At 33.3% G+C, this 24,512-nt stretch carries 21 protein-coding genes and 1 other annotated feature; of the genes, 9 read left to right on the top strand and 12 right to left on the bottom strand.

Going from position 1 to position 24,512, the window contains the following annotated elements; translation table 11 throughout:
• A complete protein-coding gene (locus tag B6K90_RS14870) occupies positions 1 to 1,188 on the bottom strand; it encodes an MFS transporter (protein WP_167555377.1) in 1,188 nt (395 codons plus the stop codon).
• 128 nt (positions 1,189 to 1,316) lie between these two features.
• The gene (pepV, locus tag B6K90_RS14875) at positions 1,317 to 2,720 is read right to left on the bottom strand and encodes a dipeptidase PepV (protein ID WP_088013568.1); all 1,404 of its coding nucleotides are present in this window, start codon (positions 2,718 to 2,720) and stop codon (positions 1,317 to 1,319) included.
• A 302-nt stretch (positions 2,721 to 3,022) separates the two neighbouring features.
• Here pepV and B6K90_RS14880 point away from each other — a divergent pair, with 302 nt between their 5' ends.
• A complete protein-coding gene (locus B6K90_RS14880) occupies positions 3,023 to 3,223 on the top strand; it encodes a DeoR family transcriptional regulator (RefSeq protein WP_056473526.1) in 201 nt (66 codons plus the stop codon).
• A 227-nt stretch (positions 3,224 to 3,450) separates the two neighbouring features.
• Here B6K90_RS14880 and B6K90_RS14885 read toward each other — a convergent pair whose 3' ends face one another.
• On the bottom strand, positions 3,451 to 4,173 hold the full coding sequence (locus B6K90_RS14885; protein WP_088013570.1) for a pseudouridine synthase: 723 nt from the start codon (positions 4,171 to 4,173) through the stop codon (positions 3,451 to 3,453).
• 151 nt (positions 4,174 to 4,324) lie between these two features.
• Entirely contained in the window at positions 4,325 to 5,944 is a 1,620-nt protein-coding gene (locus B6K90_RS14890) for a putative polysaccharide biosynthesis protein (RefSeq protein ID WP_088013571.1), read from the bottom strand.
• Between the two features lie 151 nt (positions 5,945 to 6,095).
• Here B6K90_RS14890 and B6K90_RS14895 point away from each other — a divergent pair, with 151 nt between their 5' ends.
• Positions 6,096 to 7,367, top strand: a complete 1,272-nt coding sequence (locus B6K90_RS14895; protein ID WP_088013632.1) for a BaiN/RdsA family NAD(P)/FAD-dependent oxidoreductase — start codon at positions 6,096 to 6,098, stop codon at positions 7,365 to 7,367.
• A gap of 232 nt (positions 7,368 to 7,599) precedes the next feature.
• On the opposite strand, the gene B6K90_RS14900 is transcribed toward B6K90_RS14895, so the two are convergent.
• The 7 genes from B6K90_RS14900 to B6K90_RS14930 form a co-directional block, all read right to left on the bottom strand.
• Positions 7,600 to 7,815 carry a DUF2553 family protein gene (locus B6K90_RS14900; protein ID WP_167555378.1) on the bottom strand — a complete coding sequence of 72 codons (216 nt, stop codon included), beginning with the start codon at positions 7,813 to 7,815 and terminating at the stop codon, positions 7,600 to 7,602.
• 210 nt (positions 7,816 to 8,025) lie between these two features.
• Positions 8,026 to 8,322, bottom strand: coding sequence for a rhodanese-like domain-containing protein (locus tag B6K90_RS14905; protein ID WP_088013573.1), 297 nt, complete (start codon positions 8,320 to 8,322; stop codon positions 8,026 to 8,028).
• Positions 8,323 to 8,878: 556 nt separating this feature from the next.
• Positions 8,879 to 11,296: a leucine--tRNA ligase gene (gene leuS, locus B6K90_RS14910; RefSeq protein WP_088013574.1), complete on the bottom strand. Its 2,418-nt coding sequence runs from the start codon at positions 11,294 to 11,296 to the stop codon at positions 8,879 to 8,881.
• 79 nt (positions 11,297 to 11,375) lie between these two features.
• Positions 11,376 to 11,593: a binding site (T-box leader), on the bottom strand.
• Positions 11,594 to 11,659: 66 nt separating this feature from the next.
• On the bottom strand, positions 11,660 to 12,859 hold the full coding sequence (locus tag B6K90_RS14915; protein ID WP_088013575.1) for an MDR family MFS transporter: 1,200 nt from the start codon (positions 12,857 to 12,859) through the stop codon (positions 11,660 to 11,662).
• Between the two features lie 292 nt (positions 12,860 to 13,151).
• On the bottom strand, positions 13,152 to 14,597 hold the full coding sequence (gene ltrA, locus B6K90_RS14920) for a group II intron reverse transcriptase/maturase (protein ID WP_235821811.1): 1,446 nt from the start codon (positions 14,595 to 14,597) through the stop codon (positions 13,152 to 13,154).
• Between the two features lie 685 nt (positions 14,598 to 15,282).
• Positions 15,283 to 15,432 carry a glycogen biosynthesis protein GlgD gene (locus B6K90_RS14925; RefSeq protein WP_088013634.1) on the bottom strand — a complete coding sequence of 50 codons (150 nt, stop codon included), beginning with the start codon at positions 15,430 to 15,432 and terminating at the stop codon, positions 15,283 to 15,285.
• Positions 15,433 to 15,493: 61 nt separating this feature from the next.
• Entirely contained in the window at positions 15,494 to 15,757 is a 264-nt protein-coding gene (locus B6K90_RS14930) for a DUF2524 family protein (RefSeq protein WP_088013635.1), read from the bottom strand.
• 193 nt (positions 15,758 to 15,950) lie between these two features.
• Between B6K90_RS14930 and B6K90_RS14935 the strand changes: the two genes are divergently transcribed.
• The 4 genes from B6K90_RS14935 (at position 15,951) to B6K90_RS14955 (ending at position 20,616) form a co-directional block, all read left to right on the top strand.
• Positions 15,951 to 16,913, top strand: a complete 963-nt coding sequence (locus tag B6K90_RS14935; RefSeq protein WP_088013576.1) for a TIGR01212 family radical SAM protein — start codon at positions 15,951 to 15,953, stop codon at positions 16,911 to 16,913.
• Positions 16,910 to 17,485: a class I SAM-dependent methyltransferase gene (locus B6K90_RS14940; RefSeq protein ID WP_088013577.1), complete on the top strand. Its 576-nt coding sequence runs from the start codon at positions 16,910 to 16,912 to the stop codon at positions 17,483 to 17,485. The genes B6K90_RS14935 and B6K90_RS14940 overlap by 4 nt, the downstream gene beginning before the upstream one ends.
• 628 nt (positions 17,486 to 18,113) lie before the next feature.
• Positions 18,114 to 18,596 (top strand): hypothetical protein, encoded by a 483-nt coding sequence (locus tag B6K90_RS14945; protein WP_088013578.1) that lies wholly within the window; start codon positions 18,114 to 18,116, stop codon positions 18,594 to 18,596.
• An 844-nt stretch (positions 18,597 to 19,440) separates the two neighbouring features.
• Positions 19,441 to 20,616, top strand: coding sequence for a cation:proton antiporter (locus B6K90_RS14955; RefSeq protein ID WP_088013580.1), 1,176 nt, complete (start codon positions 19,441 to 19,443; stop codon positions 20,614 to 20,616).
• Positions 20,617 to 20,742: 126 nt separating this feature from the next.
• Here B6K90_RS14955 and B6K90_RS14960 read toward each other — a convergent pair whose 3' ends face one another.
• Complete coding sequence (locus B6K90_RS14960; RefSeq protein ID WP_088013581.1) at positions 20,743 to 21,837, bottom strand: tetraprenyl-beta-curcumene synthase family protein; 1,095 nt, start codon at positions 21,835 to 21,837, stop codon at positions 20,743 to 20,745.
• Between the two features lie 160 nt (positions 21,838 to 21,997).
• Here B6K90_RS14960 and B6K90_RS14965 point away from each other — a divergent pair, with 160 nt between their 5' ends.
• From B6K90_RS14965 to B6K90_RS14975, 3 genes are all read left to right on the top strand, one after another.
• A complete protein-coding gene (locus B6K90_RS14965; protein WP_088013582.1) occupies positions 21,998 to 22,525 on the top strand; it encodes a gamma carbonic anhydrase in 528 nt (175 codons plus the stop codon).
• Positions 22,526 to 22,805: 280 nt separating this feature from the next.
• The gene (locus B6K90_RS14970) at positions 22,806 to 23,339 is read left to right on the top strand and encodes a phosphatase PAP2 family protein (RefSeq protein WP_088013583.1); all 534 of its coding nucleotides are present in this window, start codon (positions 22,806 to 22,808) and stop codon (positions 23,337 to 23,339) included.
• A 12-nt stretch (positions 23,340 to 23,351) separates the two neighbouring features.
• On the top strand, positions 23,352 to 24,503 hold the full coding sequence (locus tag B6K90_RS14975; protein ID WP_088013584.1) for a glycosyltransferase family 4 protein: 1,152 nt from the start codon (positions 23,352 to 23,354) through the stop codon (positions 24,501 to 24,503).
• Positions 24,504 to 24,512: the final 9 nt, after the last annotated feature.

Consider the following 24,512-nt stretch of genomic DNA (forward strand, 5'->3'; position numbering starts at 1 on the left):
TTACGCAATCTCCTTTTTATCAATCAAATTAGAGTCCTTTTTTAAGTATTGCATAATTCCAACTGCAACTATACTAAGCGATCCAAATAAAATATAAATTGCTTTAATTGAAAATAACTCTGATATAAATCCACTTATAAAAGTACAAAACCATTCTCCCAACCCTAAGCCTAAACCGGAATAAATTGTAACAGCCGTTGCTTTTAAAGAATCCGGTGCTTGATCTCTTACAAACTGGAGAGCTGCAGGAATAAATAATCCAACCGATAGTCCTTGTGTAAGGCAGGATAAGAAAAGAATCGGCATAGGAGGATTTGTAAAATAAAAATACCATCTTAATGCTGATACTAAAGCGGTTGCAATTAATATATTATATATCCCAAATCGATTAATTAATCGCTTGGCTACTTGTAAAAATGGTGCTTCACTACCTGCAGAAATTAGAAATGCAATACCAACACCTGTTAATGTTCCACCTAAAGATTGAATATATAAACCGAAGTAAGTATTATTTGCACTAATTGGTCCAAAAACTAAAAAGGCACAAATTAAAAATAGTAAAAATCTTTTATTAGATAGCAAAATCGGGACTCCTTTTAAGATGGGCTCCCTTTTACTAATTGTCGTAGCATTTGGAATAAAGATTGAAATACCTAACCCGACTAAAATACAAAATGCAAATACGAAAAATATAATGACTAAACCGAAAACTTCAGCTAATCTTCCCGAAACTAATACAGCAAAAGCAAAACCAATTGAGCCATATAATCGAATAGCTCCGTAATTCCCACCAATTTTTTGGACATAATTCAGTGCAATACTATCTGAAAGAGGAATTAAAGCACTTTGCGTCATTGATAACATGATAACAACAAATAAAAGCATGCCATAGGAAGTGATTGTAGAATAGAAAAGTGCGATTACGATTGTGGAGATTTGTGCTATAAGCAACATTTTTTTAGGATTAAGCGTCATGTCACTAACCATTCCCCATAGAGGCTGCGAAAAAATTGCAACGATAGGTGTTAAAGACATTAAAATTCCAATTTGTGAAGTTGACAAATCCAACACATTTTTAAAGTAAGAAGAAAGTAAAGGTCCTAGTGATCCTATTGCAAAAAATAAACAAAAATAATAGCCCTTAAAAATTAGTAAGATGCTATTTTTACGTGCTGGTAATTTGTTCAAAATAATTCTCAACTCCTAAAAGACATACTTAAAAAGGGGAGGAAATTTTCTCCCCTTTCAGACTGTTGGCAAACGATTTCAATCAGTCTGAAATTCAAATTTAATATTCAGACTGATGATAACGTATTTTACTTAACTAATTCAGCAATCGACTGTGCATAAATTGCAATTGCTTTTAATAAATCATCAATTTCAGCATATTCGTCTTTTTGATGAGCTACTTCTGGTTTCCCTAAGAATAATGGTCCAAAAGCTACACCTGCACTTAACGAACGTGCGTATGTGCCACCACCGATTGTTAATAATGTTGCTTCTTCACCTGTTTGCTCTTCATATACTTTTTGTAAAGTTTGAATTAATGGGTGGTCCTGTGGAACATGGTGAGGTTTCGAATTTTTAATTTCATTATACTCAAAGTTATATTTACTTCCACGTTCAGTAAGTGTTGAAATAACAAAGTCAATATCAGTTGTCACTGGATAACGTAAAGTTAAGCCAAATGAACCACCATTATTTTCTTCGTATTGCATAATTCCTAAATTAATCGTTAAATCTCCAGTAATATCATCATTAAACGCAACGCCCATGTTTTTACCGCGTGAGTCACCTTTAAAGTTTTCAACGATAAATTTTAAGAATCGATCAGCATTAACATTAAATTCAAATTGGTTTAAGAAGCTTGCTAATGCAATACCCGCATTCTTACCTTTATCAGGTTCCATTCCATGTACTGAAACGCCTTCTACTTCTAAAACTTGGTGTCCATTTTCATTTGAAAATTGAGCTTTACAGCCTAATTCACTAATGTGTTTTGTAAATGCTTCATGATCAAAATTTGATCCTGAAACAACCGCTTTTGCATAATCGGGTACCATATTTACTCTTCTACCTGAAGAGAATGATACTAATTTATATTCACTCTCTTTGTCTTCACTTAATTGCACTTGTTTGAAATTAATATCTAATATTCCCTTTTCAGCGTAAATAATCGGGAAATCTGCATCAGGAGCAAAGCCCATTGTTGGCATTTCTTCTTTTTCAAAGTAGTGATCAACACAACGCCATTGGCTTTCTTCATCTGTTCCAAGAATCATACGTACACGTTTATTAATAGGCAATCCTAATTCTTTAACAATTTTCATTGCATAATAAGCAGCCATAGTAGGACCCTTATCATCAATTGCGCCTCGTGCATAAATATTTCCATCTTTAATAATTGCATCAAATGGATCATGAGACCAGCCATCGCCAGCAGGTACCACATCTAAATGACAAAGAATTCCTACTAGTTCTTCGCCGCTTCCCATTTCTAAGTGGCCAGCATATCCATCAACATTTTTTGGAATAAAACCGTCTTTTTCACCTAAATTTAACATGTATGTAAGTGCTTCATTAATACCTTTACCCATAGGTGCTTCTTTTGATATTGTCGCTTCATCATAAACGCTTTCAATATTAAGAAGTTCAATCGTGTGCTTTAAATAGTCTTCTTTACGTTTTAAAACTTCTTCCATCCAATTAATTTGTGTCATAGAAATACCTCCTTTAATATAAATAGTTTATCATCTTTTAAAATTTAAACATAATTTATTCATAAATGGAACGAAAAAAGAAGGAATATGACACTCTTTGTAGAATATATTACCTTAAACTTGCAAAATGATTACGTTTGCGCAAATTTTCATTAAATTTTTGTATTATTTTCATAAATTTCGTTATGAAACTACTGAAAAAGAGTAAAATGAAAATATAAGCTAGTAAAATACTTAACTAACCTGTTATGAAACAATGCGGTAGGTAAAGGAGTGGTTTTTTGAATTCTGGAACTTCTCGAATGCTGACTCGAATTAAAGCCATTTACATGTATATTAGTGAAAATGGTACCGTTTCTACAAAAGACCTAGTGGAGGAGTTTGGTATTACACCTAGAACAATCCAACGAGATTTAAACATTTTAGAGTTTAATAATCTAGTTTATAGTCCAAGTAGGGGAAAATGGGCCGTAACAGGGAAAAAAGTAAAAGCTTCTTCGTAAAAAGAAAAACAAAAACCTATGATTGTCTTGTCTGACGTCTAATCAAGGGTTTTTGTTTTTCTTTTGACTCTCTATCTGAATTAAGAATTATATTAGTTGATATTTGTGTTTTAAGTTGCTCGCTATCCGTGGGAGCTGACCTGACCAGCACAAACACACAAAATGCTCTATTAAAAACTTATATATGTTTACATTTTGATTTACCTAAACTCATCTAAAAGTAACTCTTATTTCTCTTCATTAACCGACTTTAATAAATCAATCTCTTCATCAGTCAGTTCACGATATTCACCTAACTCTAAATCTTCGTCTAACTTTAAAGGACCCATTTCTAGTCTTTTTAAGTAAGTAACTTTCTTTCCTACTGCTTCAAACATTCTCTTAACTTGATGGAATTTACCTTCCATAATAACTAATTCGATCTCAGATTCTTCTCCGGATTTAAGAATTGTTAAATAGCCAGGTTTTGTTAAATAACCATCTTCTAGTGTTACACCTTTTTCAAATGCTTTAATGTCATCTTCAGTTACAACTCCATCAATCGTTGCATAATACTTCTTTGGCACGTGTTTTTTAGGAGAAAGTAATTGATGTGCCAAATGACCATCATTCGTTATTAATAATAAACCTTCTGTATCTTTATCTAAACGTCCAACTGGAAATGGCTCGAAAATGATATCTTCATATTCTAATAAACCAATTACTGTTTCATGCTCAGAATCTTCTGTAGCAGATATAACACCTGGTGGCTTGTTCATCATTAAATAAACAAACTCTTTATACTCTACTACTTCACCATTTACCGTTACAACCTGCTGATCAATATCAACATGCTCTTTTGGGCTTTTTACAATATTATCTCCGACTTTTACAACTCCTTGTTTTAGTAGAGACTTTACTTCTTTCCTACTGCCATATCCCATATTGGCTAAAATTTTATCAATTCTCATTAATTAACACCTTTTCTTTCTAAATAAAAGTTTAAGAAAACCCGCCGTTTGGCGAGCTTTTTGGCGAAGTCATTTTTCTTCGCTATCAATTTATACATCCTTAATGTGAAAAAAAGGTGAACCACTACAAAAGAAGGTTCACCATATATTTTTATCCTCTTTTTCCAAACTTAAAACGATTCTGTAAACGAGCTCCTAAAATAATTTCAAATAAGTTTAATTTGTATGCAACACCTAAATAAACTATAGCCCCTACAATTGCTCCAATGATGACAAGGAACATTGAAATCAATCGACCATCTTTATAAGTCCACCAGAATCCTAATAAGTATTCTACAGCATAAACCGCTCCGGCCATTAAGCCAGATAAGATAATCATAAAGAATATCCTTCTAAACACTTTATTGAAAGAGAACTGCGCATTTTTACGAATATAATAGAAATTGTATACGATTGAAAATAAATAGCCTAATGCGGTTGCTAATACTGCGCCATATGTTTTAAATAAATAAATTAATGGTACATTTAATACTATTTTTAAAATTACTCCGCCTATTAAACCAATAATCGCATATTTTTGTTTATCTAAACCTTGTAAAATGGCTACATTTACTGTGAATAATGAATACAATAAAGCGACTGGTGCATAGAAACCTAGTATACTTCCACCTAGTGTACTTTTTTGATAAAAAGCACTATAAATTGGTTCAGCCAAAACTGATATACCTACTACAGCAGGAAGGGTTAGGAAGAATACAACCTGATAGGTTTGGGTAATTTGACTTTGTAGCTTTTTATGATTGTTATTTACGAATGCTTCAGTTATAGCAGGAACAAGTGTTAAACCAAATGCCGTTGCTAATGAAACTGGAATCATTACTAGTTTGTGACTTGTGTATGAAAACATTACATAAGTATTCTCTGCAATATCTTTTAATCCAATTGATTCCATTGCTCTATTGTAAGTAAACTGATCCACTAACTGATATAACGGGATGGCAAGTCCAACAAATACATATGGGATTGAATAAGAAAATAATTCTTTAAACATTTCTACTTTAGTAGGGTAAATTAAACCTTTTGATTTTGGAAGAAGTTCGTCTAAATGAACTTTTCGCTTTCTCCAATACCATAGTAAATTTAAAATACCACCGACTGCACCAATGGTAGCTGCAAATGTCGACAAACCAACTGCTTGAGTAATTGTTCCACCCATAACTTTTAGAATGATATAACTTCCAACTAGTGTAAAAACAATACGTACAATTTGTTCAATTAGCTGAGAAACAGTAGTTGGACCTGTTGATTGATGCCCCTGGAAAAAACCTCTATATAAACTTTGAGAAGGTACTAATATTAAAGCAGTACTTACTATTCTCATAACAGTAACTACATCTTCTACACTATTACCCTTCGAATCTTTAGGAATCATAAGAGGTGCAATATAAGGTGCAATGATATATAACGTTAAAAACGAAAAAATACCTGTACATATTAAGAGTAGCTGACTTGCATGAAAGAGCCTTCTACTTGTTTCATATTCTTCAATCGCATTATACTTCGAAACGAACTTTGCTACAGCTAACGGAACACCTGCCGTAGCTATACTGATAAATAATGTATATGGAACGTAACCATAATTATATAACGCAGACCCTTTTGAACCAACTAACGCATAAAAAGGGAATGTATAAATCATTCCTAGAAATTTTATTAAAAACGTACCAGCAGTTAATATGAAGGTACCTCGTAGCAACTTTGAATCTGACATAAACTGCCTCCTACCAATTCTCGATCAAACTAACTAATCTATCTTACCATATCATATAAAAAGAAAAAATTAAAAAATGATAAGAAGTTGGAGCTTACTTGAAATAATGGTAAACTTACTAAAAGAAATTTGTAACGAAAGTAGTGAAATAATGGTTTATGACGTAATTGTAATTGGTGGCGGAACATCTGGTCTGATGGCCGCAATTAGCGCTGCTGAAAACAAAGCAAAAGTACTTTTACTTGAAAAAGGAACTAAATTAGGACAAAAACTCCTTATATCGGGTGGTGGTCGTTGTAACGTAACTAATCGCTTACCTATAGAAGAAGTTATTAAACATATACCTGGAAATGGTCGGTTTTTATATAGCGCATTCTCTATTTATAATAACGAGGATATCATACAGTTTTTTGAAAATATGGGAGTCGCATTAAAAGAAGAGGATCACGGTAGAATGTTTCCTGTTTCAAATGACTCAAAATCAGTATTAAATGCATTAATGCAAAAACTAAAAAAACATCATGTAGATATTCAAACGAATAGAACCGTTAAAGACGTACTCTATGAAGATGATAAAGTAGTAGGAATCGTATTGAATGATCGAACGGTCATTCATTCAAAAAGTGTTGTCCTTGCGGTAGGTGGTAAATCTGTTCCACATACAGGTTCGGCTGGTGACGGATATGCTTGGGCAAAAAAAGCTGGTCATACAATTACAGAACTATTTCCTACAGAAGTACCTATTACTTCTAGTGAAGAATTTATTCAAAATAAATCATTACAAGGCCTTGCTTTAAGAGGCATAGAATTAAGTGTATTAAATCCAAAAGGAAAAAAAGTTATTGCCCATAAAATGGACATGCTCTTTACTCACTTTGGAATATCGGGCCCTGCCGCACTGCGTTGTAGCCAATTTGTATATAAGGTGCAACAAAAGTCTAAAACAAAAAATGTATCGATGGCGATTGATTGTTTCCCAGAACAAAACGAGGAATCACTATTTCAAGAAGTAAACAGTATTCTAAAAGAAGAACCTAAAAAAGCGATTAAGAACGTACTGAAAGGTTATGTACCTGAAAGATACTTACTATTTTTACTTTCAAAATGTGGAATTGATGAGTCAACTCCTTGTAATGAAATTGCTACGATGAAATTAAGAGAGCTTGTCCAATTATTTAAAAGCTTCACATTTGTAGTAAACGGAACTCTTTCAATAGAAAAAGCATTTGTTACAGGTGGTGGTGTCTCAACAAAGGAAGTTCATCCAAAAGAAATGTCATCTAAAATCATGAATGGTCTTTATTTTTGTGGAGAAATATTAGATATTCACGGTTACACTGGTGGCTATAACATAACCGCTGCTTTGGTAACTGGTAGATTAGCAGGAGCATCAGCTGCGGATTACTCTCAAATGAATTTTTAACTTATAAACAAAGGACCGAACGAATACATTTTTTTCGCTAGGTCCTATAATTTTTACATATAGAAAAGCATAAGGATTGATTAAGAAACTTTATAAAAGTTAAACTGTTATTTCTCAAGGTTATAGCCATAATTCTATTCGAAAAACAATCATACTTATTTTCTAGTTTTAACTTATGCTTTTCAATTATTATATTTTTCTTTGGCACAAATTCACCGTCCCTAATTTAAGGTCAAAGGCGAGCGTTCGATTGTTCGTGTTGCAAGTTCACTAATAAATAGAATCGTCCATCCTCTTCAACATATCCCTCTGCCAATTGGAAAGTTTGTTTTAAATCTTTAAAGTAAAACTTTCCAATTAAATACTTTGAAGAATACAATTCCATATGCCCATCTTTAAATTTACCAATTATTTTATCGGTAATATCAATTTTTAATGTTTTAGGCAAATCAACCCCCTCCTTTCTAACAAGCAAAGACCTCAATGAAAAAATATATGAGGTTCTACTTTAATATATGTCACAACTCACGTGCTTAATATTCATTATGCTAAAAAACATTAGCCCAATTTAAGCCAAATAAATAAAAAAACCCAACAAAAACGTTGGATCTCAGTAGCTAGACAAAGTCTCAAAAATTTGGATTTAGACTGACTTTTTTTATTCTATCTCGCCTTCCCAGGCCATCATTCCGCCTTCCATGTTGATCGCCTTATAACCTAGCTCATTTAAATATTCACAAACATTCTCACTACGAACGCCTGCCTTACAAATAAAAATGTATTCAAATTCTTTATTAAAAACATCTAATTTGTTAGGAATTTGCCCCATTGGAATATGAACTGCTTCAGGAATTTTACCGTACTCAACCTCATAGTCCTCTCGTACATCTACTAAAAATAGCGTTTCCCCTGCTTCTAAACGCTCTTTAACATCATTTGCAGAAATCGAATTCATACTTATTCATCCTCCATATATTTATAGCAACATCTTAACAACTAATTATTATCTATGCAAAAAGTAAGTTTAATTGGATAAATTTTCAAATTACATAAAAGTAGTTCTGTATTATTTACAAAAGTCTTTAAGGCAAAGTAGACACAATTTTCTTGTCAACTTGAAGCCTTTATATAGGTTTCCTGGGCATAAATAAGCAAATTGATGTAATTTACTTATTCATAAGAGGGTCATGAGTTAATAAAAAAGCAAATTGATGTTTTTTTACTTACTCATAAGAGGGTCATGAGTTAAAAAAAAGTAAAATTGATGTTTTTTACTTACTCATAAAAGGTTCATGAGTTAATAAAAAAGCAAATTGATGTTTTTTACTTACTCATAAGAGGGTCATGAGTTAAAAAAAAGTAAAATTGATGTTTTTTACTTACTCATAAAAGGTTCATGAGTTAATAAAAAAGGAAATCGATGTTTTTTACTTACTCATAAGAAGGTCATGAGTTAGTAAATAAGGATAACAAAGAAAAAACCTCATAAGAGGTTTTTTCGATATAACTATTTAGTTAGCAACGATATTTACTAATTTACCTGGTACAGCTATGATTTTTCGAACTGTTTTACCTTCAACTTGTTCTTTAACTACATCGTCTGATAATGCAATTTGCTCCATTTGCTCACGAGAAGCATCTTTTGCAACAAGTAATTTTGCTTTTACTTTACCATTGATTTGTACTACGATTTCAATTTCGTCTTCTACAAGCTTAGCTTCATCGTATGCTGGCCATGTAGCATATGCAATTGAATCACTGTGACCTAATTTACTCCAAAGTTCTTCACCGATATGTGGAGCAACTGGTGCTAATAATTTAACAAAACCTTCAACCATTTCTTTTGGTAATTGGTCAGCTTTATATGCTTCATTAATAAACACCATCATTTGAGAAATCGCAGTGTTAAAGCGTAAACCTTCAAAGTCCTCTGTTACTTTCTTTACTGTTTGGTGATATGTTTTTTCAAGACTGCTAGAAGTAACACCTTCAACAATTTTATCAGAAAGCTCTTCGTTATCAGTGACAAATAAACGCCATACTCGGTCTAAGAAGCGACGAGAACCATCTAATCCGTTTTCTGACCAAGCGATTGATGCATCTAATGGACCCATGAACATTTCATATAAACGTAATGTATCAGCACCGTGGCTAGCAACTATATCATCAGGATTTACAACGTTTCCTTTAGACTTAGACATTTTTTCATTATTTTCCCCTAAGATCATTCCTTGGTTGAATAGCTTTTGGAATGGCTCTTTTGTAGGAACTACCCCTAAATCATAAAGGAATTTATGCCAGAAACGAGCGTATAGTAAGTGAAGAACTGCATGCTCTGCTCCTCCAATATATACATCAACTGGTAACCAATGCTTTAGTAATTCAGAATCTGCGATTACCTCGTTATTATTTGGATCAATATAACGTAAGTAATACCAGCAGCTTCCGCCCCATTGTGGCATTGTATTTGTTTCACGTCTTCCTTTTTTACCTGTTACTGGATCAACTACATTAACCCAATCAGTAATATTCGCTAATGGTGACTCACCAGTACCACTTGGGCGAATATCATCTGTTTTTGGAAGAATTAATGGTAATTCCTCATCAGGAACAACTGTCATAGTACCATCTTCCCAGAAAATTACTGGAATTGGTTCTCCCCAATATCTTTGACGAGAGAATAACCAATCGCGTAGACGATACGTAACTTTTTTCTCACCTGCTTTTGAAGAATCTAACCATTCGATCATTTTTTCAAGTGCTTCTTCTTTATTTAAACCGTTTAAGAAATCAGAGTTAACATGTTTGCCATCTCCAGCGTAAGCCTCTTTTTGAACGTCTCCACCTTCAACAACTTCAACGATTGGTAATTTAAATTTAACTGCAAATTCGTGATCGCGCTCATCATGTCCTGGTACTGCCATAACTGCACCAGTTCCATAGCTTGCAAGTACATAATCAGCAATCCAAATTGGAAGCTTTTCGTTATTTACAGGATTAATTGCATATGCTCCTGTGAAAACACCTGTTTTATCTTTCGCTAAATCAGTTCTCTCTAGATCACTTTTCGATTTAACTGAATCGATATATGCTTCAACAGCATCTTTTTGATCAGCTGTTGTCACTTTATTAACTAAATCATGTTCTGGTGCTAATACAACATAAGTTGCACCGAATAGTGTATCTGGGCGTGTTGTAAATACAGTTACTTTTTCATCGAATCCATCAACATTAAAGTAAACTTCTGCACCTTCCGAACGTCCTATCCAGTTACGTTGCATTTCTTTTAGGCTTTCAGGCCAATCTAATTCTTCTAGATCTTCTAATAATCGATCAGCATATGCTGTAATTTTTAAGATCCATTGCTTCATTGGACGACGCTCAACAGGGTGTCCTCCGCGCTCACTTTTTCCATCGATTACTTCTTCATTAGCTAAAACTGTACCAAGAGCTGGGCACCAGTTAACTGGAATTTCATCTACATATGCTAATCCTTTTTCAACCATTCTTAGGAAAATCCATTGAGTCCATTTGTAATAATTAGGATCAGTTGTATTTACTTCACGATCCCAATCATATGAGAATCCTAGTGCCTGAATTTGATTACGGAAAGTATTGATATTCTTTTCAGTAAACTCAGCAGGATCATTACCTGTATCTAATGCATATTGTTCTGCAGGTAGACCAAATGCATCCCAGCCCATTGGATGAAGTACATTATAACCTTGCATTCTTTTCATTCTTGAAAGGATATCAGTAGCTGTGTACCCTTCTGGATGACCTACATGTAATCCCGCTCCAGATGGATAAGGGAACATATCAAGTGCATAAAATTTCGGCTTGCTTGTATCGTCAGTTGTTTTAAACGTTTTATTTTCTAACCAATACTTCTGCCATTTCTGTTCAATAGTACCATGATTAAAACTCATATTATTGCCTCCTTTTTTCATGTATAAATGGCTCGGCTGTGGTCCTAGCGGTCTACAAATAAAAAAATCCTCCCATCCCAAAAGGGACGAGAGGATTTCCCGCGGTACCACCCAAATTAATGTAAAAATACATTCACTTGTTTCCGTAACGTGGAACACGACATTTATTACTTGGTAAAAAACCGTTCACAAATGTGGCTTATGGGCGAGTTCATGAATAGAATGGATTGACTTTCACCAACCGTCAACTCTCTAAACCTCTTCATATTCACTACTATTCCCAATCATAGCCGATCATTTAGATTTAATTTATACCATTTTATTATAACCAAAGAAAAAGGTCAATTATACATAGCCTATTTTTTAAGAAGCAAAAGTTTGATTTTCAACTTTTACTACTTTTTTGGCTAATCTTTCATAGAGCACAGAGAAGACCATGCTTATTAATAAGAAAACAACTAATATGATAAATAATACTCTCATATTAAAAGTATCAACAAGTGCTCCTCCAATTACAGGTCCAAGCATTCTTCCAACCGTCGCTGCACTATTCACAATCCCTTGATACATTCCTATACGATCTTTTGGAGCAAGCATATTAGCAATAGTTGGTACTGCAGGCCAGACAAACATTTCTCCAATCGTTAAAATAATCATACCTGTCATAAACATTGAAAACTGTTCGGCAGTGCTCACAAGTACAGTCGAAGCGATAAAGAATCCTATTCCAAACAACATTTGCTTTCTCATACTTAATGCAAATTTACGTATTGCAGTTGATACAATTGGTTGAGCTAAGACAATCAGCGCACCATTAACAGTCCATAACAGACTATATTTTTTTAATCCAATTTGTAGATTTTGCATTTCTGAAGCAATGGTAGTTTGCCATTGCACATAAACTAACCAACATAAAACGTACGCAACACAAACAATCATCAGAGCCTTCATGGAAGGAGTAAATGAAATTTTTTGTTTTTCTGCTTTTTCTTCATGAGATTCTTTTAATTGCTTAGGTAAACCAATATCTCTAAATCCAAATAAAGCTACTAAGAAGAAAACAATATATAATAGCAAATTAGCGGAGAAAATATAATTAATATTAAAATCTGCAACAATTCCACCTAAAGCTGTACCAATCGCAACACCAAGATTTTGAGCTACATAAATTGCATTAAAAGCTTTACGTCCACCCTCTGGCCATGCCGCTCCAACCATCGCATACATTGATGGAAATACAATACCGACTCCAAACCCTAATATTACAAAGAAACAACTGTAAAATGTCCAAGTATGATTAATAACCAAACCTAGAATTGACAAAAATGTAATACTAATACCAGTTAGGATTGACTTATATCCTCCAAACTTATCAAAAAGCCAGCCACCGAGCATATTACCAAATACACCAGCCAATGAATTAAACATTAAAATAAGCCCCGCAACAGACAAGGACTTTCCTAAATAAGTATGGATATATACTGTATTGAATGGCCATAAAAAAGAATTACCTGTTACATTTAAAATCATACCGATTAACAAAAACCATAGTTTTTTTGGCATCCCGTACTCCCCTCAAAGCTGTCCCTTTTTATCTATTTTTATCTCATTAACTCATTAATTGTAGAGGAGAATCTTCCTAGTTTCAAGAGAAAGAAACTACGTACGTAGAATGGGAAATTCAGGACAAAGTGGACAGCTAAGGAAATCATTATTTAATAACCTGAAATTACCAAAAAAGTTTTTGATTATTTTCCAATGAAGAAAGTAGGGAAATCTCTTACGAGACTTCCCCCTTATCAAACCGTACATGCCCTATTAAGGCATACGGCTTACCCATATGTTGTAATGATTATCATGAGGATGCATTCCAGGCGTTTTGCATCTTTTGGAGTCGAAGAGGGTTGTAATATTCTTCGCCGTTTTCTCTTGCTCTTTTAATACTGTTTTGTAATCTGTGTTTAGCTTTTATTTTCCATTCATTTAAATATTGTTCTTTTGTATAACCATATGCTTTATTTAAGTACAGCCAGTAGGAGGGAATCAAATTAATCTTCAGAAAGAATGTGTTATTCCATAAACTTTTCATTTTGTCCCCTTTTCTTTGGGTTGGATGTTTATGAATAAATGCTACTCGTAGTCGCTTTCTTATGTATCCATCTAAGTTTCGAAGTGTTCGTCTCGTCCATCTAGTTTGACAATGACTTGTCTGTCCTAGTTCTTCATTAGCCTTAATCGCTTTGATGATCGTCACATAATAATTCACTTTTCCACGTATAATTGGATTCACTCGATTAATCCACTCTTCTTTGTTCAGAGTTAATGTCTTTCGAGTCTTTTCTTTAATTTTCAAACGAAAGTCTTTGATTGATTCGTCTTTAGGAGTTACATGAAATATAGGTTTATTATCTTTCTTATTCGGTCTCCAATGATGAAATGTAAAACCTAAGAAATCGAAATCGTCCTTCTCAAAGTTGACTACTCTTGTTTTCTCTTTTGAAATCTCTAATCCTAATTCTTTCAACTTTTCTTTAGTTAAGGTCGCTGCCTTTTCGATTGATTCTTTTGATTTCGCAAACAAAAGAAAGTCGTCCGCGTAGCGGACGAATCGAATACCATTTAAATCCCATTCCCAATCAAGTTCATTAAGGTATACATTCGCTAGTAAAGGAGAGATAACACCACCTTGAGGAGTCCCATAGTCTGAGTGAATCAGTTTGCCTTCTTCCATATGCCCGACCTTTAGCCATTGTTCAATCAATCCTAAAGCTGTTCGGTCTGATACATATTTCTTCAGTATTCCAATTAGTTTCTTATGTGGAATATTATCGAAGAAACCTTTAATATCACAATCATAAATGTGATTGTACCCTTGTTCGATATTCCATAAGATAATTTGTAAAGCTCTCTGGACTCCTCGGTTTGGTCGGTATCCTACTGACCAACTATGAAATAAAAGGTCTTCAAATTTTGGCTGAAGTACGTTAACTAGACTCTGTTGGACAATTCGGTCCTCAATTGTCGGAATTCCTAAAGGTCGTTTCTTTCCATTCTTCTTTGGTATGTATACTCTTTTAACTGGTTGTGCTTTGTAGGTATTCGTTTTCAACTTTTCAAGTAGTGACAGTATATTTCCTTCTAAGTTAGATTCATAGCTTTCAATTGATTCACCGTCAATACCACCTGTACCTTTATTCGCTTTTACTTGTTCAAAGCTTTGAGTTAATCTACGGTCGAATAATAATTGACCATAAACACTGTGTAATTTAAATTTCCACTCTTGATTCATTACGTATTCCATGCCTTTCCTTGATGTTCATTCAAACGGTTTTACCTCAGTAACTTGATTGTTAACATTCCATCTCGTCCATGACTTGGAGCCATAGGTCGTTCCCCTTCCGTTCATTCGGTGTTATGGTCATCGAACTACTTCCGTATTATGAGAACGTCTGACTTCTCCACCCGTTCTTCATCACTTCGGATTACCCTTATAGATTAGAACCCTGCCTGTTCGGTAAGGTGGAGACCTCACGGGGTCATCGCATTTTCCTTCAAGACATACCCTGCACCATCACGTTATAAGCCATATTTTCTCGCTCTGACTTCTAAAGAAAATGCCGTTTTAGTGGGCTTCCTCACTTTTCGCAGAGTCGCCAACTTATCCCGCCGCCGTGCTTCACACTTCTTGCATTAGGGTCTATCTTTTCGCCTACGGGTCTCTCGATTTACCGCATCTCCTTCAGACATTACCTCACAATAATGCCCTAGATTAGACTTCTCGAGCTAGGTCAGTCTCCTCGAGGATGGATTTTCACCATCTGGAATTCATAATTTTATCTTTCATCCAGTCGTTACACCGAAGTGTCGTCTCTGTCTAGATAAAAATGATTGAAGGGTGCTGACTAGGTCAGCACCCTATGCGACTGCCCGTCGCACAAAAAGGAAGGCCCAGCCTTCCCTTTTCGCTCTTCCTATTCCCTTTTTGTTTAACCCTGTTTTGATCTTTGTGGTTGACCTTTTTTAGAATTATTCATTTTCACTTGATCTACTGCTGAAAGTTCACCTGAGAATTCTGTAATCGTTTTATTCTTTGTTTTTTGCTCAGGGTTATTGCTTTTTGATTTCTTTTTTACCATTTTTGGTTTCCTCCCAAGGATCGCATATTCTTGAACGTATTCTTGCATATTCTAATCTCCTTTAGTGCGGAGTAATAATCATCTGATGCTGTAGTTGTGTTAATTGTCTACGTAAACGATAGAACTCATCTTTATTTTCTGCATTTGCAAGGTTTGCAACTTTTTCAAGCTCTATAAGTGCTTCTTCAATCCCTGCCTGTGCTTGTGAATATTCAATATCATTATAATGCTCTTGTCTCATTCCAATTTCTAATTGCTCTACTGCGTAATCATACGCTTCTTTTGCTTTTTGTACTTGTTCTTGTCCGAAATTGCGATCTGTTATTCCCAAGAAAATACCTCCTTTGAGACTTTAATGAAGTATCCGATATGTAGGTTACCTCAAGGATAGTATTTCCGAACCTTTCAATCAGAGTACAATTATTTGTTTACAAATAAGAAAGGTTTTTCCATTTGGTTTTCTTAATAGAGCATGATAAAATCGATAATATTGACTTAAATTAAGGGAGGGATGAGGAATGATAAAAAACAATCCTTTTCCATATACAATAGATCATAAAAGATATCATTCGTGGAATTATCATTTAAGACAACAATTTGGCGAAAAAGTTTTTAAAGTTTCAATTGACGCTGGATTTGATTGTCCAAATAGAGATGGTACAGTTGCGTTTGGAGGTTGTACTTTTTGTAGCGCCTCTGGTTCGGGAGACTTTGCAGGCGATCGAGCTGAGGATGTTGTAACTCAATTCCATAAAATAAAAGATAAAATGCATGAGAAATGGCAAAACGGAAAATACTTAGGCTATTTCCAGGCCTACACAAATACTCACGCAACAGTAGAAGTATTAAAACAAAAGTTCGAACCAATATTAGAGCAAGAAGGCGTGGTAGGTTTATCCATCGCAACTAGACCGGATTGTTTACCAGATGATGTTGTTGAATATCTTGCAGATTTAAATAAACGAACTTATTTATGGGTTGAATTAGGATTGCAAACTGTTCACGAAAAAACTGCAAATATTATTAATCGTGCACACGATTATAAAACTTATGTAGAAGGCGTAGAAAAATTAAGAAAGCACAACATCCGTATTTGTTCTCATATTATTAACGGATTACCACTTGAAACTCCTGAAATGATGATGGAAACTGCAATGGAAGTTGCTAAACTTGATATTCAAGGAATTAAAATTCACTTACTTCACCTATTAAAAGGTACCGCAATGATGAAACAATATGAAAAAGGACTAGTTGAATTCATGGATTTTGACGCTTATATTAACTTAGTCGTTGATCAACTTGAAATCATTCCAAGTGATGTAATCGTACATCGTATTACTGGAGACGGTCCACCAGATTTACTAATCGGACCAATGTGGAGCTTAAAGAAATGGGAAGTATTAAATGCAATCGATCGTGAGTTTGAACGTAGAAATAGCTGGCAAGGTAAATTCGCAAATAATCGAGTACAATTAACATGATTTTAGATCGTATTTTACCGTACGCTAGAAAGCTTCTTCAATCAACTGTTAAAGAAGGCGATATTACCATTGATGCCACAATGGGTAATGGTCATGATACAGTATTTTTAGCAAAATTAGTTGGTAAAACTGGTCATGTATATGGATTTGATATTCAAGAATTAGCTGTTCAAAAAACGACTGAAAGAATAAATAATGAAAATTTAAGCAATCAAGTTACACTTTTACAAAAAAGTCATTCAGAAGTAAAAAAAGCAATCCCAGCTTCATTACACGAGAAGTTAAAGGGCGCAATATTTAATCTAGGGTACTTGCCTGGTAGTGATAAATCTGTTGTAACAGTACCCGAGTCAACAATTTCTGCAATTGAACAAATACTAGAAATGATGGCTCCAGAAGGAATTATCGTAGTTGTGATATATCATGGTCATGAAGGTGGACAAATTGAAAAAGATGCATTAATGAATTTTGCTCAAAACATCCCTCAAGACTTGGCACATGTATTAACTTATCGATTTATTAATCAAGCAAATAATCCTCCTTTTATATTAGCAATTGAAAAAAGGGCTTAAGAAAAAACTGTCTTATTAAAGGCAGTTTTTTCACGCTGTTGAAGAAGACCTTTGTCAATTAAGATGGAATTTTATCACTGATAAATAAGTTGTGTGAGCTTGATTTCCACTACAGTGTGCTCGCTTTCCATGGGGCGAGATTCTTTAGCCTCCTCGGCGTTCGCCTGTGGGGTCTTTAGCCTTCCCGCTAATCCCATAGGAGCCTGGCACCCTTTCGTTCCAATCAACGTCTTAATAAAAAAAAAAATATTTGTCATAATAATAACGTTAATTATGTTGCATTTTTGCAAGTTAGTTAAAAAAATATATTAAATCAATTGTCTTTCAATAAGAGACGATTAAAAGATCATATTTAAAAATATTGCAAATTGCATCGAATATCATTAAATGTTCGTATTTTTTATATTGACTACAATATATTTCAACACTCTGGAAAAAACTGTCTTACTAAAGGCAGTTTTTTTATTTTGTCCCCAATTATTTCAAAAGTACAATTATAGAATTTTGTTTTACCTCATCAAAATCATTATAAATATCTTAAAAAATCATTAAAAATTCATTAATGGTAAATTTTTCTTGGAAAATTGGTAAAGATAAAAAAATCAAAAAAAGAAAAGAGGTTTTCAAAATGAAAAAAGCTATTTTTGCAGGTGCAGTAGTTAGTCTTTTTACACTTAGTACAATTTCGGTAAATGCAGAAAACATCGCAGCAGCAAATTATTATGTACATCCACATCATGATCATGATGCAACTACAGATGATGGTGAGCATCATAGACATCACCATCATCATAACAACAAAGCAAATAAAATGTTAGAAAACCACAAAAAAGAAGTTGTTAAGTATATTTCAAATTATTTAAACCAACCTGAAGCAAATATAAATAAAGCTGTTGAGAAACATAAAATGCACATGAAGAAATTAATATTTATAGCAGTTGTAGCAAAACTTTCAAATAAACCTTTAGAAAATATCATCGCTCAAAAAAGCAAAACAAATTCATTTAAAGAAATATTAGATAATAATAATATTAAACGTGAGCAATTTTTTGAAGAAATGAAAAGAGTTCACCGAGATATTTTTACTCAAATTGAACCTACTAAAAATTAATTTAAACAAATGCGCCTATTAAGTCATTGTACTTATTAGGCCTCTTTTTATTTTATTCGTTTTTGATTGAAGTTTCATAAACTTATCAACAAGTTTTCTATTAAGAACATAACCACTTTAGAAAAAACATAAAATAATTTATCTAAAAAATTCACAAAAAATTATTAATAATATCTAATTACGGCGTATTCAAGAAATCAATTGAATATTATGTAAAGATATAACCACTTAATTGATGTGTTCATACAAACCAAATAGTAGTTGATTGATATAAACCAACTCTAGGGGCGTGAAGAGTTGACTACAAACCAAAACAATTTGAATAAACTATTTCGTAATGTTTTTCAGTTCATTTTACGGAATTCGAATTGGGTATTATTATTAATTGGATTAATTGCGTTCATCAATTACTGGTCAGTTTTTTACCTTGTTTCATTATATAGAGGATTTCATACAGAATCTTCACAAGTAAATCAGATGACACTTTGGGTAATTTATGGGTATTTTTATGGGTTTTTCGGGAGTATGATTTTAATTTATTTACACTCTTTCGTACTAAAATATATGTTATTTTTTCGAAAAATTAAAAGTGCCATTTCGTTTATACTCCTTCATTTTGCTTATTTTGTTTCGCTTATTTTATTAATTCTATTAAACTAAGTTTCTATTTAAATTGTTACCAATTTAATGCTTAAGCTTGTTTTCTCATTCAATTTTGGTTTATACTTAGGTTAAATTTAATGCATCGTTCGGAGGAGCCTGTCACGATAGGGATAAGTATGTTTTTTTACTTACCCTATTGTGGCAGGTTCTTTTTTTATGCGATCAGACAGGAGATGAATTTATGCTTTATGTGCAACTTGCGATTATATTGATTGCCTCTAAAGTTTTTGGGGATTTAAGTACAAAGCTTGGTCAGCCCGCTGTCTTAGGAAAGCTATTAATAGGGATCATATTAGGTCCAGCTGTACTTGGAATCATTACTGAAACAGAAACATTAAATGAAATGAGTGAAATTGGCGTCATTTTACTTATGTTTATTGCAGGTATAGAAACTGATCTTAATGAATTTAAACGAACTGGGAAAGCTTCTTCTTATGTAGGGATACTCGGAATACTGTTACCATTAATCTCAGGATATCTTTATGGAACTTCCATAAACTTAAGCCAATTTGAAGCTATTTTTTTAGGTCTAATCCTTTCTGCAACTAGCGTAAGTATTTCTGTGGCTACATTAAAAGAAATGGGTAAACTTAAAACAAAAGATGGTGCAACAATTTTAGGAGCTGCCGTAATTGATGATATTGTTGTCATCATAGCATTAGCATTTGTTATGAGTTTCAGTGATAGCGCAGTTAGTTTACCAATTCTTTTATTTAAAAAGTTTATATTTTTTACATTTGCCATATTAATCGGTTGGAAGATTATACCTTGGTTCCTAAAAAAGTTTATAAAACTAAACGTTTCAGAAACACTAATCTCTGCTGCTTTAATAGTTTGCTTCTTATTCTCAGCCTTTGCCGAGCAAACAGGTATTGCTGCAATAATCGGAGCTTATATCGCAGGTATTTCGATATCCGTTACTAAGTTTAAACAAGAAGTATTTGAAAAGGTTGAAACAATTGCTTACTCTGTATTTGTACCTGTGTTTTTCACTTTAATAGGTGTATCAGTTCAATTTACAGGGCTAAGTCATTCGATTCCGACTATTATTATTATAAGTATTATCGCTATTTTAACGAAACTAATTGGTGGAGCATTAGGAGCAAAACTAGCGGGATTCCCAACAAAAAATTCACTTGGAATTGGTTCAGCTATGGTCTCACGCGGGGAAGTTGCTCTAATTATGGCATCAACAGGTTTAGCAAATAATCTTTTAAGTAAAGAAATGTTTGCTATCCTTGTTATTGTAGTACTAATCACAACAATTGTAACTCCACCACTTATGAAAATATTTTTCTCTGAAAAAAAGGAAGCTTTAAATATAAACAGTAAAAGGGAGATGTCCCATAAATTGTAATACCAATGGTCATATTTGATTGCAATACAAAAAATACTAAAAACCCCACAAGGAAATTTATCACCTTGTGGGGGTTCTTTAATTATCGAAGTCTTTTAAGATAATACTTCTTTTGAGTATTCTTGTTTAAACTGATTCCTTCACTCTTCTATTACTCGCCTTTAACTCTTTTAATTTAAAATATAACTTAGCATTTCCATAGAAAAAGAATGATGTTAAACCACCGTTTTTAACAATCCCTCTTCTGATCCTTTTCATCTCGTCTGGTCCTGCCATTTTTTTATCGGCCAAGTAAATGCCTAGCAATCCTTGACATATCATTCGATGAAAACGATAGTCTTTTAAATCTTTTAAGGCTTGATCACTTTTAGTTGAAAAATACTCAATTCTATTTAACATGACATCTTTAGATGGGTAATAACTGCAGAAATTTAAATCTCCGCCTTCTTCGTCTTCCTTTTGATCAATAACATAATCTAGTAGTATATGAAGTCCTTGAACATAAGGGAAATAGCTCTTATAAACTTGTTCAAATAATTCTTCAGAAATCACTTCATTAAATGAATAAGAAACTAAACAAAAAATACCAAGAGTTGAACCTGCGCACGCAGAGAATTCATACCACTCTAAGTCAGAAAGTTCTGGTTGATATTTTTCAAACCAATTTGTTAATCTAGGAACTCGTTCTTCTTTTTTGACATGCTTATGTATTTGTAACTTACAATAATAATCAGCAAGTTGGACTAAGTACTCTTTAATTCCCTCATAATGCTTCGATTGACTTAAACTACTATGACACTTTGAAACTAGTGCACGTAAATATCCACCATCATCTTGTTCTTCTCGGAAACGATAATACATTTGATCTGATTTTTGACATTTTACTGCATCAATCATCGACTCATGTAGTGCTTCAAAATCAACTGGATCAAGCGAAGTACTACGATCGCATAAATTATCTAAGTAATCACTAATTGTTTGATATGCAACGATAAACTCTATTACTGGTTTTAAATTCTTTTCAGAAAGTAATGCTAAAATTGCACCACCTTCACAATGGAATGTTTTTGTATCAATACTCATTAATGCTTGTTTTCTAAGTTCTGGATCTGGGATTGCCGTTGCAAAATTTCTCCAATAGTTCAATTCCTGATGCACTAGAGGAAAAACAGCTTTATAAACTTTCGGCATTAATTGGATCGGATTTTTAGGTAGTGACATTTTTTCACTCCTCCCTATTTTTCATTAATTATATATAGTTAAAATAAGTTATACTCATATTGAAGTAAATATTATGGAGGTGAACTACGTTGCCTTGAGTGTTTAGACAATTTCAACTAAACAATCGTCGTATTTTTTATATGTTTGGCAACGGTATAGTATGATATTACCATACAAAGGGAAGCAACCCAAAATCGAACCATCTGCTTTTATCGCTTCAACTGCAACTGTTACTGGTTCTGTCACAATTGGATCAAATAGTAGTGTATTCTTCGGCGCAGTCATTCGTGGAGACGTTAATGATACAATCATTGGAAATGATGTAAATGTTCAAGATTTATCTGTTCTTCACCAAAGTCCAAAATGCCCCCTAATTTTAGAAGATGGCGTAACAGTTGGACATAGTGTCATTTTACATAGCTGTACAGTTAAAAAAAATGCATTGATAGGCATGGGTTCAATCGTTTTAGACGGTGCCGTAATTGGTGAAGGTGCAATGATTGGTGCAGGGAGCTTAGTTCCAGGTGGAAAAGTAATCCCTCCTAACACATTAGCGTTTGGTAGACCTGCTAAAGTAGTACGTGAATTAACAGAAGAAGACATCATTGATATGGATCGAATACGTAGAGAATATATTGAAAAAGGTCAATTCTATAAAAAAGTTGAAGAAGAAAATCTGTCGAAATAAATTTAGGATTTGTTACATATTGTGTTGCATTAATAGTGAAAAGAGAAGGACTGAATAAGCCTTCTCTTTTTTATTGATAGTTTTATTTAATTTCGGGTTCATCAGTATTAGCTCAGTTTATTTATGATTTGTAGTCTTATTTGCTTTGCAATTTCCCCGCTTCCAATCCTTTTAATAAAAATTTACATATCTAAATTATTCATTTACAAAAGCTTCTAATTAAATCCATAAACCCTTTTTATAATGAAGTTACAAAGATCAACATAATGGAGGATGAAATATGAACGCTATTCTTCAAAAGATTCACACATATGAATGTCAACTTTTTTATCGCGTTAATTCATTATTCCAGAAGCGTTACTTGAATTTTTTCTTTCGGAATATTACACATCTTGGCGGAGCTACTTTTACAATTGCATCAGTACTTATTTTATTACTTTATTCCAAAGGTGAATTGCATGAAGCATCAATCCTATGTTGTTGTACCCTTTCTCTTAGCCATATCCCTGTTCATTTTCTTAAACGATTTTATCCACGTAAAAGATCTTATCTAAAACTAGAAGGTACTTTTGTTCTAAAAAATCCTTTAAAAGATCATTCCTTCCCTTCTGGTCATACAACAGCAATTATTTCTGTTGCACTTCCTATTATGATTTATTTACCATTAACAGCATTTATTTTATTTCCTTTAGTTTTATGTGTTTCTTTCTCTCGAATGTATCTTGGCTTACATTATCCTTCAGATGTCTTTTTCGGAATTTTACTTGGTATATTTACTACTTTTATTTCACAATTTTTTATCTATCATTTGTGAGGAGGAGAAGTTATGAGAGTAGCTATTTTTACAGACACCTATATTCCTCAAGTGAATGGTGTTGCCAAAACTTTAAATCGATTTACAAATTACTTAAAAGATCATGGCCATTCCTACCATGTGTTTGCTCCTGAAGACTACGGTATATCTTCAACGGAAGATGTAACAAGATTAAAATCTGTACCATTTAAAATTTATCCTGAATGTAAAATCTCATTTCCAAACCTTTCTAAAATGAAAAAGACGCTCAAAGAATTTAATCCGGATATTATTCATATTGCAACACCATTTACTATTGGATTATGCGGTCTCCATATTGCTAAAAAAATGAAAGTTCCTTTAGTTGCTTCATACCACACAAATTTTGATCATTATCTTCAATACTATAACTTAACATTCTTAGAAAATATTTTATGGAAGTATTTAGACTGGTTTCATAAACCTACTCAAAAAATATTTGTTCCATCGAAGGATACATTCAATCATTTAGTGACAAAGGGCTTTAACAACCTCTCAATTTGGACGCATGGCGTTGACTGTTCGATCTTTCGCCCAACTCTGAATCCTAATGAAATAAAACAAAAATATAATATTACCTCTAAATATACGGTTTGTTTTGTTGGTAGAATTGCACCAGAGAAAGATTTAGAAACCTTATCGAAAATAATAAGCTATACTAAACAACGATTTAACAAAAATTTAACTTGGATCATCGTTGGAGATGGTCCAAAAAAAGAAGAATTGATCAAAAAAACTGGTACCGATCAAGTTATTTATACAGGCTACCTTCAGAAGAAGGACTTAGTTGAAATATACGGTGTGTGTGATTTAATGGTGTTTCCGTCTGATACTGAAACATTTGGTAATGTAGTACTTGAAGCAATGGCGTGTGGAACACCAGTGATTGGTGCAAATGCAGGTGGAGTTAAAAATATAATTAGAGATTATTCAACTGGTGTCCTTTGTGAGCCCCAAAACACATCATCTTTTTGCCAAGCAATTGAGGATTGCTTACAAGGAAGTGAAATGTTAAAGCATATGTCAAAAAAAGCAAGAGATTATGCATTAACACAGGATTGGAATAGCATCTTTAATAAATTAGTAATCGAATTTGAATTAATCTTCACACCACAACCGCCAATCCTCTTTTCTAAGAAGGCCTGAGAACTTTTC

It is taken from the genome of Gottfriedia acidiceleris, assembly GCF_002128425.1.
Taxonomy (GTDB): domain Bacteria; phylum Bacillota; class Bacilli; order Bacillales; family Bacillaceae_G; genus Gottfriedia; species Gottfriedia acidiceleris.